Below are 13,161 nucleotides of genomic sequence, written 5' to 3'. Positions count from 1 at the left end.
TCTCAATTAAATGATAACAATAGTAAACCGTCAATTCCAAACTATCCGTTTTACTATTTAAACGGCTTATGCCGAAACGTTTTAAACGACTATGTTTTATACCCTAATTCTATCCGGGATAAACCCGCTTTTTTAAAATCAGAACAGGTAAATATTGGATGTTTAGGTCGCAGCGGGACCCAGGTTTCCAGTAGAAACCAAAATAAAAAGGCGGCCCCCCTTTGGGAGAGCCTGCCTGAATCGAAATGTTCAATATGAGGTGGTTATGTAGAATACGCCCATAAAGAGCGTAAAGGTTAAAACTCGATAAGACCCAGGCTAATCTGCAAGGCTTCATCCACTTTTTCCATCATCTCGTCATCAAGGTGGGTTATCTTATCCGTCAGTCTCTGTTTATCAATTGTACGGATCTGCTCAAGCAGGATGACTGAATCCCGTTCAAAACCATAACGCTTCGCATCGATTTCAACATGGGTTGGCAGCTTTGCCTTTTGGATTTGCGCCGTGATCGCTGCAATGATTACTGTGGGACTAAACCGATTCCCTATGTCGTTTTGGATGACAAGTACAGGCCGGACGCCGCCTTGTTCGGAACCGACAACCGGGGATAGGTCCGCAAAATAAACGTCACCACGTTTAACAATCAAAGGATTATCCTCCGCTTACAAGACGTTCAACAGTGTGTTCCGCCTCATATTCTGCGAGGAATGCTTCCGATGCAATCGTCAAATTGATTTTGGCCATCTCCATGTAGCCCCGCCTCATGGCTTCGCGAATCTGTCTTTTTTTCTTTTCGCGTAAATAAGCCTTTGTTGCCTGGTAAATAAATTCGCTGCGGTTCACATTTTCAAGCTTAACGATTCCGTCCAACTCGGTTAAAAGATGTTGCGGCAATTTTACCAGGATTTCCGTTGTTGCGCCAGTCTCTGACACAAGCTACACCTCCACCATCACTATAAAGACCGTTTATTCCGCCACTACGAGCGGGAAAAGCCATTTTCTTTTTTTAAAAAGGCACTTCTATTGTTTCCAGCTTCGGCCGGACAAGAAGTCGCCATATTTTCTACCAGTTTTAATAATACCATGATTCGCAAGGCTTGCAAAGCCAATTCCGTAATCAACATGTAGTATTGGCAAAAAAATTCGGTTTTAATCCATTAATTCGCCAGTATATTGTTTCGAAGCCCGAGCATTTCCCCATTTTTCTTATACAGGCGCGGAACCCTGTTTGAAATGATACAAGGAATTTCATAATTGATTGTCCCGAGGTTGTGGGCGATTTCGTCGATTCCGACAAATTCATCCCCTTGCTTGCCGATTAAAATGACTTCCGTACCGGGTGGCGCATAGTCTTCTAATCTCACCATACATTGATCCATGCAAATCCTGCCGACAATCGGTGCCCGTTTTCCGCCAACAAGCACCTCCTGGCCTTGCAGCTGCCTGATCCAACCGTCTGCATAACCGATTGGTATTGTGGCAATCCATTCGTCGCCAGTTGCTTCATATGTGGCACCATAGCTGACCTTTTCGCCTTTTTTCAGTTTCTTGACATGGACGATCCGTGAGTGCAGTGAAAAAGCTTCATGCAAGTTGGCCGGCACCTCGTTCTTCATTTCCGGGGAGGGAGAGAGCCCGTACATCGCAATGCCAGCCGAATGGCATTGAACCTTGCTTCCGGGAATCTTATCGCAGCTGCGCTATTGCTCGCATGAACAAGATTTGGGCGTGCGCTGAGTGTTTCAAGCAAACGCTCGAATTCCCTGAGCTGATGGCGGAAGTAGTCCGTTCCGGCTTCATCGGCCGTGGCAAAATGGGTAAATGCCCCTTCAAGCTTAAATCGGCCGTCTTTCTGGATTAACTCCTCCGCCTTCTTCAATTCCCCGGCGTCCCGGAAGCCAATTCGTCCCATTCCAGTATCGACTTTAATATGAATGGAAAGAGGATATTCACCGAGGTGGGCCGAGGATTCCATAAGCCAATCCAAACTGAAGGCCGTGACAGTAAGCCTGTTCATAGCGGCCACATTGACATCCTCCGGCCTTGTCGCCCCAAGGATCAAAATGGGTGCGCTAATCCCTTTTTTCCTTAACGCCAGGGCCTCATCCAAAAAGGCAACGGCCAAGTAACTTGCGCCAGCGGCAAGAGCGGTTTCCGCGACTTCCACCCCTCCATGCCCATATGCATTCGCTTTTACAACGGCAATGACCTCAACCTTCTCGGGTAAAAGCTTCTTGATAGAAGAGATATTTATTTCAATCTGGCCCAAATCGATTTCAGCCCATGTATCCCTAAAGAAAAAGCCGTCCTTTTCCATATTGTCACTTCCCTGGCATTGATTCGTTTTTTCTGATTTCATTATTCTATCATAAAGGAAGCCAAGCACTAAAAAAAACACAATGGTATCTTCCACCACTTCTTCCAATTAAAAAAAGATCCAGCACGATATAATCCTTAATGCAAAAAGCGGACCCATTACCGGGCCCGCCTGAAACAATCGGGAAAGTTTCCTATTTTGACATTTCTCCCTGCACAGCCATCGCCAGGGATGCCATTTCTTCTTTCGTCAAATCATTGGAAGCAATCATGTAGTCTACCCCATCCTGGGACCAGCTTAACGAGTGGTTTGTGATTGCGCCAATTGTAAAGCCAAGGTCGACCGGCTCGCCGTTTGCATCAATTGGATAGGATGCCGAAGCAGGTTGGGCAACCCTTTTCTCCTGGACGAGCGTAAATGTTTTGGCACCGCCATATGTTAAAATAACCCGTTTTCCATCCTCGATTGCAATCTCTTTTTCCTTTTGCAGAGTTACTCCCTCAAGTAGTTCAGCCGGGTATTTGACCGTAAAGGATGTATCCTGATCTGCCGCTCCAGCCATTACAGGCGCGCCAATCTGGGCCCTCGTCATATTTTTCTTCATTTCAAAATCATCTTTGTCAAAGCTCACATTGAATTTCACCTTTGAAAATTCAACAGTGACAAGCGCGTTCCTGTCAGCATCCATAACCCTGACAATTGCCGGAGAAAGATCTTTCTTATTGAATTTGATTTCCTGGGTCGGAAGCATATGGTTGTTTTGATAACGTGTTTTTGTTTCAAACACATAATAATCCTTTGTCGATGAAAATTTCGCCTCTTTGTCGGCGACGATATCTTTTACAAGCGATTCATACAGGTACGCCTGGCTGCTGTTTTTAGGCCAGTCGCTCTGGAAACGGAAGCTTTTCTTCAACGCCGGCGTCAGGACAAAGACCCCTTCATCGTTTCTGAGAATCATTTGGCTTTGGTCCTTTTTGGCATTTTTCAAGTTCACGCGATAGTAGGACGGATCTTTATGCCAAATTTCCACTTTATACACTTGCGGCTTGGAACCCATTGACAGCGTCATCGTTGCATTCGCCTTATACCCTGAAAGCTTTTCCAGTTTACCCGCGAGCTGCTCCCGGACGGACTCCTGCGATTTCGAACCGCAGGCGGACAGGGCTAACACAGCCAGCAACCCGGCAATAACGAGCAACACCCTTTTCCCCATTCTTTCAACCCCTTCTGTTCTCATATCATCGTTTTGGGAAGTGGCATCCGGTCGCCCTGCTGCCTGTCTTCCCCGTGTCATTATGAATATATGAGACAACCATGGACAATATGATAACGAATGAATTGAATTATGGGTTGGCCAAATGAGCAGATTTTTTAACATAAAAGAAGAGCCGATTTAGCTCTCCTCGATGACAACATACGCCGCTGCATATTCCTTTGTGTGGGTGATGGAAAGGTGGGCATTCGACCCTCCGGGCAGGGCGAAATACGGCTTCCCCAGCGCATCTTTCGTTATTTCGATATCCTGGAAGGAGAGTGAAGTGCCTATGCCGGTGCCGAGTGCTTTGGCAAATGCCTCTTTCGCCGCGAACCTGCCCGCGAGGTATTCAGCCCTTCTTCCGTCCGGCAGCAAACTGTATTCCTCTTTTTCCCTCCCGGTCAATATGCGGTCGGGAAACCGCACTTGCTTTTCTATAAGTTCTCTTATCCTGCCGATTTCAATTAAATCGATTCCAATTCCTTTTATCATTGTCCAACTTCCTTCTAACAGCTAGTTTGCAAGCATACGATTTACCTGAATGGATTTGTATTCGACTTCCGGCTAAGATGATAGTATCGCTTAATTCCGCAGTCATAGGAGGGCCCCCATGTTTACGAGAACCGAAAGCTTCAGCCAGTTCATCCGTTATTATCCGGTCGTATCTGTCATTGTCGCCATTAATCTCATTTTTTATCTCGCCACTGTTCTTCCTTTTTTCCCAAACTATTGGTTCATCTCGACCTTTACAGGCGTAAATCTTTATATCGCGGAGGGGGAGTTTTGGAGGCTTGCAACTCCTATATTCATGCATGCAGGTTTCTCCCACGTCCTGTTCAATAGCTTTTCGCTTGTCCTCTTTGGCCCTGGGCTGGAAAGGATTCTCGGCGGCGTTAAGTTTTTGGCAGTTTATTTCATATCCGGCATTGCCGCCAACTTCGCGACATTTCTCCTTGAACCGATGACCTTCACCCATGTTGGCTCAAGCGGTGCCATTTTTGGATTGTTCGGGTATTATATCGCGATGGTGGTCCTGAAGAAAAGAGCCATGGCACGCCAGGACAGCCAGGTCATCCTGACAATTGCCGCGATTAGTGTCGTCATGACGTTCCTCCAGCCCAACATCAATATTACCGCCCATTTGTTCGGGCTATTGGCAGGGTTCCTGCTCGGCGCGGGAGCAGGCCGTAAATAAACATCCCTATAGTTGTCCTGATAATGGCCCTGCCATCCTGGCTTTACGAACATTCCTTGGCCGAACTTGATAACCAATTGTATATGGCGATTGCATCCGCGGACTCGGCATCCTGCACTCCCCCGCCGGAAATCCCTGTGCCGGACTTGATGTACGCATCAATCCTGGCCAGCTGTTTCTTCCTTTGAAAATAACTCTCTCTTATGTCGATTGATTGAATTTTATTTTTCTGCATAAGAATGATTGTTTTTCCCAACATTCTCTTCCTGAAGGAAAGCTGTTCCCTTTTTATTTCCCAGCCGGCGGCCTTAAACCGAGCATACGCCCATAGAGCTGCCGCAGCGGGAACAAGAACGGCCAAATTGCCCCATGGCTGGAAAAACCAAGCCGTGAAGGCAGCTGGCGGAAGAGTGAAAATTAAACTTCTGAACATATATCTCCATAACGACCTCCGGGGCACAGGGGTAAAGTGGGCATTAAAATGATAATTCCTTAAATGCCCGCCAAGTACCGCTTCAATTTCCTCAAGCTTCACAAGCGGCAGGAGCATAATTCGGGCGCTGTCCTTGTCCAGGGCGGCCCCGCCTGCACTATCGACGTGTACGGCCGCATAACCAAGCAACTCCCTGACCGGGTTTTGGGAAATTTGCACGGCCTGGATTCGCTTAAGCGGGATGGTAATCCTCCTTTTTTCCAAAAGCCCCCTCGAAATCACCAATTCTTCTTCTGTTTTTTCCACCGTATAATTCCCGTACTTTACCATCATCCCCGCGATTGCAAGCAGCCAGGCGGCAAGCAATGTGATGAAAATGAGAATGCTGATGAAGACTACCCCATTTGAAACCAGGTTTTCAAACCCTTTAAAAACCTTTTTATAAGGGATGATCTCTTCAAACTGGAATATGAAGGCAAGCACCGCCGAGATTACGACACCTGCACCTCCCGAGGTGGTAGCCATGAGAAAGAGTCTTGAAATTGGCATTGAATAAATTGGGCGGTTGTTTCGCCGCAACTCATTCACCGCCTGATCACGCGCCTGTTTTCCATTTCCCGCCGCAATCGCTTCCTCTAATAAGGAGGCATCCCGCTTCGTAATCGCAGATAAAACAGCCTCTGGGTCTTCCGTTGCGGCTCCCCCTCCAGCAGTTTCAATCTTTATTTGGACAAGGCCGAACGGGCGCTGCAGTATTCCCTCTGTCCGGTCCACACTTTGAATCCTCTCCAACGGAATATACCTTTTCTTCCGAATGAGTACGCCATACTCAAGCCGCAGTTCATTCCCCTCGACCGAATATGTGAAACGCAGCCATGAAAGGATTCCCGTAACGAAAGCAATTAAAATTCCAACTCCGGCAGCCACATAATAAAAAACATCCCATCCCGCCCTAGTTCCCAAAAAGAGAAACGCTGCAAATGGGACAATTATTCCTTTAATTTGCCTAATGGTGTTTATAACGGCAGCAACAGGATGAAGCCTTTTCGGTTCAAACATCATCGTCCGCCACCCTCGCAAGCATTGAAATTTGTTTTCGCAACGCTTCTGCTTCGTCCTCTTCCAGAGCAGGTATTTCATGGATGGTTGCCGCTGTGGCGACCACCACGGTCGATAGGCCATACCTCCGCAATATCGGCCCCTGGAATGTATCGACATGCTGGACCCTTGCCATCGGCACAAGGGAGCGCCTGATCACAAAAATGCCCTGCTGAAGTTCAATTTCCTGCTCCCTGACTTCATAACGCCAGCGCTTCCATTTTAACGGAGGGAATACAGCTACCATAAAAGCGGTAATAGCAACCGCAATCAAAAAGAGGGCAAGGTGGAGCCAAAGCGGCCAGTCAAACAACCTGCCAAGGCCAGCTGCAAGTGCAGTTGGAATCCAGATGAACAAGGTACCAAGCGCTCCCCCTATTCGCCAAACCTTCAGCGCTTTCCGTGAAATTCGATTCTCAGGCTGTAAGATCATCTTTGTCCTCCGATTCTTATTCTGTATCCAGTATACCGAAGGAATAGCATTGCTGCACTTATCAGATGAACTTACTTGATTAAGAAGGAAGCCTGGTCGATGATTTCAACGCTTGGTTCGTTCCTTATTTCTTCCATAAGGCTGAACAGGGCGGCATCCTTTTCCTTTGCTTCTATCATGCAATCAATTTCCGGCACGGAACCTTTTACTTTTTGTAAAAAGCCCAAAAACATCTTGGAGTTGATATATCCGGCATGGGCCCTGAACTCACTTTCTGACTTCGGGCTTGAAATATGCATTTTAATGGGGAGCGGTGACGATGACCATGTATGTATTACCCTTTCCCACTCATCCTCCCAGCCAGCCCCGCCATTATGGGCAAGGTGGTGATGGTAGTCGAATACACAGGGGATGCCAAGCTTTTCACATAAATAGAGGCATTCTTTTAAAGTAAACGTTGTATCATCATTTTCAAGCATAATCATCTCCTGCAAATGACGGTGAAGAAAGCCCCAATTATGGATAAATAGCTCCAAAGCTTTTTCCTTGTCGTTATACCCGCCTCCAATATGGACGACACAGCGGTGCAAAGGAGGAATTTCCATTTCTTTTAGCATGCGGTAGTGCATTGCGAGTGTCTGTATGGACGTTTTTAAAATATCCTTCTTATTTGTATTCAGAACAACAAAATGGTCCGGATGGAAATCAACTCGCGATGGATGCTCTTTTAAAAAGGATGCTATATTCTTATAACCCTCCTCTAAAGGGGTTATGTAATCCCAATCGGATAGTTCCTCGTGGTTAGCCAGGGGGATAAGCCGCGAACTGAGCCGAAAAAAACGGATGTCATTTGCCAGGTTATGCCTGAGAAGCCGGAGGCAATTGGCAAGGTTGGAAAGAGCAATCCGTTCCAGTTTCCTGATCGCCGCTTCCCTGTCCTTCATCCGCCTGAATTGGGCGAACGTCATTGTTTGTGACGGGGAGCAATGCTCAACAATTGTACTCATCGCCACGTATCCGAGCCTGATAACGGTCATTTGGCATCCCTCCAATTTAAGCTTTTTATTATTTTCGCCACAAAAACACAAATCAAGCTCCCAAAAAAGAAACTGGAAACAAAAAACACAGGCCCCAATCGGGAACCTGTGCCTTAGACACTATTATTTATTGTAGCTGCGGGGCTTACCGCCGGTGCGCTTTTCATATGGGCGTTTTTCCCCGTAACGGCCGGAACCTTTGCGGCGGTCATAACCGCCTTTGGAATCCCCGCGGCCGCCTCTGTTGAAAGGCTTGCGGTCGCGATCCCTTCTTTGCGGAAGAGGTGCTTCCTCAGTCAGTTTGACAGGAGTTTGGTCTGGCTCCTTCGTCAGCATTTTCAATACAGCCGCAACGACTGTCGAAGCATCATGGTTTTCAAGAAGCTCCGCGGCAGCTGCCTTATAGTATTGGAGATTATTGGACTCAATTGTTTGTTCAATCCGCTCGACAACCGCTTTTTGCTGTCCTTCAAGCGCTTCATCCAAGGTTGGCGGCTTCATTCTTTCCATCTTGCGCTTCGTTGTCCTTTCAACTACTGCAAGATAGGACTTTTCGCGCGGAGTGATGAATGTTAAAGCAACGCCTGTTTTTCCCGCCCGGCCTGTCCGGCCGATCCTGTGTACATACGATTCCGGATCCTGTGGAATATCAAAATTATATACATGGGTGACGCCTGAAATATCGAGTCCGCGTGCGGCAACATCTGTAGCGACAAGGACATCGATTGAGCCTTCCTTGAATTTCCTCAACACAGAAATTCGTTTTGCCTGGGTCAGGTCCCCATGGATCCCCTCTGCCGTATAGCCCCTGAGTGTCAACGCCTCGGCAAGTTCATCGACGCGGCGTTTCGTCCGGCCGAATACAATCGCCAGTTCCGGAGATTGGATATCAAGAAGCCTCGTCAGTACATCGAATTTATTCTTTTCCTGTACTTCAAGATAATACTGTTCAATTGATGGAACAGTCATTTCCTTCGCTTTTACACGGACGATCTGCGGGTCTTTCATGAACTTTTCGGCCATCCTCTGGATAGGTGCCGGCATAGTCGCAGAGAACAGCAGCGTTTGCCGCTCGGCAGGAATCTCGGCGAGGATTGCTTCAATATCTTCAATGAAGCCCATGTTCAACATTTCATCCGCTTCATCAAGGATGGCTGTATGAACCTGGTCAAGGCGCATAGTTTTTCTATTGATATGGTCGAGGATACGCCCTGGAGTACCGACAATGATATGCGGGCCTTTTTTCAATGAGCGGATTTGGCGGCTAATGTCCTGCCCCCCATAAATAGGAAGAACCTGAATCCGTTTGCCGGCGCCAATTTTGTAAAGCTCCTCGGACACCTGGATGGCAAGCTCACGGGTTGGGGCAATAATGATACCCTGGATGGCATGGTTGGAAGGGTTGATTTTTTCAACGAGAGGAATACCGAAAGCAGCGGTTTTCCCTGTTCCCGTTTGGGCCTGCCCGATAAGGTCCTTGTTTTCCAGGCTCAACGGAATGGTTTCCGCCTGGATGGGCGTTGCTTCTTCAAAGCCCATTTTAAGGACAGCTTTTAACGTTTGTTGGCTAATGCCTAATTCTTCAAACTTGATCAATGTTTTCATTCTCCTTCATGTGTTGCTGTAAATAAGTTATGCGTGCAGAAAAACGTCCCGAATCCACATTCCGTTTTCATTTCTCTATTTTAGCAAAAAAAAGACATTCTCCCAAAGGAGTATGCCCTGTAATGACTACTTTTTAGACACGTTGGTGCTTATCATACCATTTCCGGCCTGATAATGCAATGAAGCAAACCTGCGCTAACAGGATTCCGGGAGCGCAGGTATGCCCTCCAGAAAGTCGTCTACCTGGGAAAAAAGGGCAGCTTTTTCCCGGCAATGGCAAATATGGTGGGCTGATTCTTTTATATAGGCCAACTTTTTTTGTTCTGCGGGTATCGATTCATACAAAAATTCAGCGCTCTTGGGAGGAACAAGTCCATCCATCTCCCCCTGGGCAATAAAGGTTGGCGCTTGAATCATTGATAATTGGGGCCTTATAAAAGCGACCAGCTTCCTGAACTGCAGGGCTGAGGACAGTGGCGTTTCAGTTATTTTTCGTTTGTAGCGCGAAAATAATTCATTTTCCTCCAAAGTTCCGTTAATAAGGTCCCTCGCCATTTCCCTTAATTCGGCAGCCATCTGCCTTGGGTTAAGGTAATAGGCGGCGGCGCTCAGGAGGACGAGTCTATCCACTTTGTAATTTGCGGCAAGGTATCCCGCAATCAATCCGCCCATCGAAAAACCAATTACATATACTTCATCGCACCGCTCGGCGAGTTCAAGGTATTCCTTTTCGGCACAAGCAATCCATTCCTTGAATTTTATCCCTTTAAGTGAAAGGGTTTCCCCGTGCCCCGGCAATGTTGGAATCCGAAACATCCACTCGGGATGCCTGCTTTTAAGATAATCAGCAAGCGGTTCGACTTCATACGGCGCGCCTGTAAAACCATGGATGCATAAACAGCCTATCATGCCTGATCACTCCGGTTGCTTCAAGTTGAATAAATTAACGGCTTTCCTCCTTCTGCAGGGAGGCGGCCACTTCTTCCAATCTCATTCCCCTAGAAGCTTTAACCAAAACCAACGTTTGGGAATTTGTGTGTTTTTTTACTTCATTGCTTAGCTTTTCCTTATCTTCAAAGGCATAAACTCTTTCCTGCCCCAATACCTTCCTTGCTCCATCGGCAATCAGGGAGCCAAGCTTCCCGTAGGTAAAGACGAGATCAATTTTCTCAGGGTCAAGCATTTCCCCAATTTTATGGTGATATTCCTTTTCAAGCGGTCCTAGTTCGAGCATATCCCCAAGTACGAGAATTTTTTTCGCATATCCGTCCAAATTGGCGACCAGTTCAATGGCCGCACTCATTGATGTCGGGCTTGCATTATAGGCATCGTTGATGATTTTTTCGCCATTTTGCCCTTCCGACAACTCCATCCTCATCTGTGTCAGCCTGACGGATTTAAGGCCTTCCGCCATTTCTTCGAATGACACCGAAAAGTGGCGGGCAACAAGCATCGCGGCCATTGCATTCAAAATATTATGCGTTCCGAGAACAGGGAGGTAAAAACGCTCTCCAGAAAGGTTTACCCGGAATTCGTTCCCATGAGCCGATTGTGTAATTTCAACCGGGTACATATCATTCGATTCACTCCGGCCAAACGTTTGCATATTGATGCGGCTTCCACTCCCGGATACCCTTTCCATTAGAAGCGGCTCGTCCCCATTCAGGACGGCGATTCCGCCTTCTTTCAACCCTTCAAGGATTTCAAGCTTTGCTTCGGCAATGCCTTCCCTTGAGCCAAGGTCGAGCAAATGGGATTCGCCAATATTCGTAATAATGACAGCCTCGGGAAGCGCCAGCCTCGTCAGAAATGAAATTTCCCCTCTGCCGCTCATCCCCATTTCAAGGACAGCCACTTCCGTATCCACATCCAAATTTAAAATCGTGAGCGGAAGGCCGAGATGGTTGTTATAGTTGCCTTCCGTTTTCTGCACTTTGTATTTTACCGAAAGGAGGCTTGCCGCCATATCTTTTGTCGTTGTTTTTCCGTTGCTGCCTGTAACCCCGACCACTTTAACGCCAAGCTGGCGGCGGTAGCTCCTTGCCAGCTCCTGGAGTGCTTCAAGGCAGTCTTCCACAACCAGGACCGGAAGGCCTTGCGGCGGATTCGGGACATTCTTCTGCCAAAGGGCGGCTGCTGCGCCATTTTCAATTGCGCTTGCCACAAAGTTATGGCCATCAACCTTTTCACCTTTAAACGGGATGAATAAATTGCCCTTCTTTATTTTCCGGGTATCGATGCAAACTCCGCTTATCAAGGTTTCTCCAAATGGTGATACATCATTGAGCACAGAAATCATTTTTGTAATTTCGTCAATCGTTTTCCGAATCAATCGGATTACCTCCTAAAAACAAAATGCGCAAGCGCCTTCGCGACAAGCAAAAACCCGCTTGTCCATGCAAGATTGGATAGCCTTAAAAAGGACACCGCTATTGAAGTGTCCCGCCCGCCATTTCCTTAAAATGTATATTTGATGCTTTGTTTCTCCGCATGCCTTTCAAGTGCCAGGTTAACAAGCGTCTCTATAAGTTCCGGATATTCAATCCCTGTATGTTTCCAAAGCAGCGGGAACATGCTGAACGGCGTGAAACCAGGCATCGTATTTATTTCATTGATTAAGACTGTACCATTTTCAGTCAGGAAGAAGTCCGCCCTTACGAGTCCCGAGCAATCAAGCGACTTGAAGGCTCTGATTGCCATGTCTTTGATACGTTCGTATGTTTCGCCATCAATATCTGCCGGTATGATAAGAGCTGTATCCCCATCCTCGTATTTCGCCTTGTAATCATAGAAATCCGTTTTCGGAACAATTTCACCAGCAACGGAAACTTCCGGACGGTCATTGCCAAGTACGCCCACTTCGATTTCCCTCGCAGTAACGCCAACTTCAACAATTACCTTCCTGTCAAAAAGGAAAGCTTCCACAAACGCCTGCTCCAGTTCGCCGCGGTTCCTGCATTTGCTGATCCCGACACTAGAGCCGAGATTAGCAGGCTTTACAAAACATGGATAGCCAAGCTTCTGCTCAACTTTTTCATAGGCCCCTGCCTTATCCGCCTCCCATTCACTTCTGATGAAGGAGGTGTAATCGACTTGCGCAAGGCCTGCTTCGGCAAAAATATTTTTCATCATTACTTTATCCATCCCCGCTGCCGATGCGAGAACGCCATTCCCAACATAAGGAAGGTTCAATAATTCCAACAGCCCCTGGACAGTACCATCCTCTCCATTCGGCCCATGCAAAAGCGGGAAAATAACATCAAGTCCGCCTTCATTTTCATTGCCCGCAAAAATGGCGGGGGCAAGCTTTCCTTCTTCCGCTTCAGGTGAAAATTCAAGCTCTTTTACGGAGCTGATTGGCCCCTGAAGCTGCGGGCCTTTCACCCACTTGCCTTCTTCCGTGATATAAATCGGAAAAATATCGAATTTCTTAACATCAAGCGCTTTGATAACAGCCATTGCGGTTTGCAATGATACTTTATGTTCCGCGGATTTCCCGCCATATAGTAATCCTAATTTTATTTTCATACCGTAACCTCCGTAAATTAATGCCCTTTGGCAAATACAATTAAAATAATTTTCGTTAGTATATTTGATTCTGGCTTTCCTATTTTACCATCATTGAAAGGAAGATAGGTACGATATCGTTTTGTCTCTTACCAGTTTACACGGCCAAAAACGGTTAATCGCAAAACTGTCATTTTTCCCAGCAAGAAGCTCCTAATTATATAGTATGATTGGGTGGGCTACCTGCCTCATTACGGACATGCCTCGATATTCTTTTA

Annotated in this window: 12 protein-coding genes and 1 pseudogene; 1 reads left to right on the top strand and 12 read right to left on the bottom strand. The window is 46.9% G+C overall.

Features of this window, described 5'->3' with window-relative positions; genetic code table 11:
- Positions 1–296: 296 nt before the first annotated feature.
- From ndoA to acpS, 5 genes and pseudogenes are all read right to left on the bottom strand, one after another.
- Positions 297–647, bottom strand: a complete 351-nt coding sequence (gene ndoA / locus V1499_RS01255; RefSeq protein ID WP_019156408.1) for a type II toxin-antitoxin system endoribonuclease NdoA — start codon at positions 645–647, stop codon at positions 297–299.
- Positions 648–651: 4 nt separating this feature from the next.
- Positions 652–933, bottom strand: coding sequence for a CopG family ribbon-helix-helix protein (locus V1499_RS01250; protein ID WP_053364852.1), 282 nt, complete (start codon positions 931–933; stop codon positions 652–654).
- 224 nt (positions 934–1,157) lie between these two features.
- Positions 1,158–2,317 (bottom strand): annotated as a pseudogene (alr, locus tag V1499_RS01245) (alanine racemase).
- Between the two features lie 193 nt (positions 2,318–2,510).
- A complete protein-coding gene (locus V1499_RS01240; protein WP_409273160.1) occupies positions 2,511–3,533 on the bottom strand; it encodes a LolA family protein in 1,023 nt (340 codons plus the stop codon).
- 180 nt (positions 3,534–3,713) lie between these two features.
- Positions 3,714–4,067 (bottom strand): holo-ACP synthase, encoded by a 354-nt coding sequence (acpS, locus tag V1499_RS01235; RefSeq protein WP_409273158.1) that lies wholly within the window; start codon positions 4,065–4,067, stop codon positions 3,714–3,716.
- A 118-nt stretch (positions 4,068–4,185) separates the two neighbouring features.
- Between acpS and V1499_RS01230 the strand changes: the two genes are divergently transcribed.
- A complete protein-coding gene (locus V1499_RS01230) occupies positions 4,186–4,770 on the top strand; it encodes a rhomboid family intramembrane serine protease (RefSeq protein WP_409273156.1) in 585 nt (194 codons plus the stop codon).
- Positions 4,771–4,813: 43 nt separating this feature from the next.
- Here V1499_RS01230 and V1499_RS01225 read toward each other — a convergent pair whose 3' ends face one another.
- The 7 genes from V1499_RS01225 to V1499_RS01195 all read right to left on the bottom strand — a co-directional run bounded on the left by V1499_RS01225 (position 4,814) and on the right by V1499_RS01195 (position 12,904).
- Positions 4,814–6,265 carry a PH domain-containing protein gene (locus V1499_RS01225; protein ID WP_409273154.1) on the bottom strand — a complete coding sequence of 484 codons (1,452 nt, stop codon included), beginning with the start codon at positions 6,263–6,265 and terminating at the stop codon, positions 4,814–4,816.
- On the bottom strand, positions 6,255–6,734 hold the full coding sequence (locus V1499_RS01220; RefSeq protein ID WP_409273153.1) for a PH domain-containing protein: 480 nt from the start codon (positions 6,732–6,734) through the stop codon (positions 6,255–6,257). The genes V1499_RS01225 and V1499_RS01220 overlap by 11 nt, the downstream gene beginning before the upstream one ends.
- A gap of 71 nt (positions 6,735–6,805) precedes the next feature.
- Positions 6,806–7,771 carry a UV DNA damage repair endonuclease UvsE gene (gene uvsE / locus V1499_RS01215; RefSeq protein WP_409273151.1) on the bottom strand — a complete coding sequence of 322 codons (966 nt, stop codon included), beginning with the start codon at positions 7,769–7,771 and terminating at the stop codon, positions 6,806–6,808.
- 123 nt (positions 7,772–7,894) lie between these two features.
- Complete coding sequence (locus V1499_RS01210) at positions 7,895–9,310, bottom strand: DEAD/DEAH box helicase (protein ID WP_409276197.1); 1,416 nt, start codon at positions 9,308–9,310, stop codon at positions 7,895–7,897.
- A 261-nt stretch (positions 9,311–9,571) separates the two neighbouring features.
- Complete coding sequence (locus tag V1499_RS01205) at positions 9,572–10,285, bottom strand: alpha/beta hydrolase (RefSeq protein ID WP_409273149.1); 714 nt, start codon at positions 10,283–10,285, stop codon at positions 9,572–9,574.
- A gap of 34 nt (positions 10,286–10,319) precedes the next feature.
- A complete protein-coding gene (locus tag V1499_RS01200; RefSeq protein WP_409273147.1) occupies positions 10,320–11,708 on the bottom strand; it encodes a UDP-N-acetylmuramoyl-tripeptide--D-alanyl-D-alanine ligase in 1,389 nt (462 codons plus the stop codon).
- A gap of 125 nt (positions 11,709–11,833) precedes the next feature.
- Entirely contained in the window at positions 11,834–12,904 is a 1,071-nt protein-coding gene (locus V1499_RS01195; protein ID WP_409273145.1) for a D-alanine--D-alanine ligase, read from the bottom strand.
- Positions 12,905–13,161 lie beyond the last annotated feature (257 nt).

Source organism: Neobacillus oceani (assembly GCF_046237595.1).
GTDB classification, from domain to species: domain Bacteria; phylum Bacillota; class Bacilli; order Bacillales; family Cytobacillaceae; genus Bacillus_D; species Bacillus_D oceani.
The sequence above is the reverse complement of the archived record's forward strand: the minus strand, read 5'-3'. Positions and strand labels throughout refer to the sequence as shown.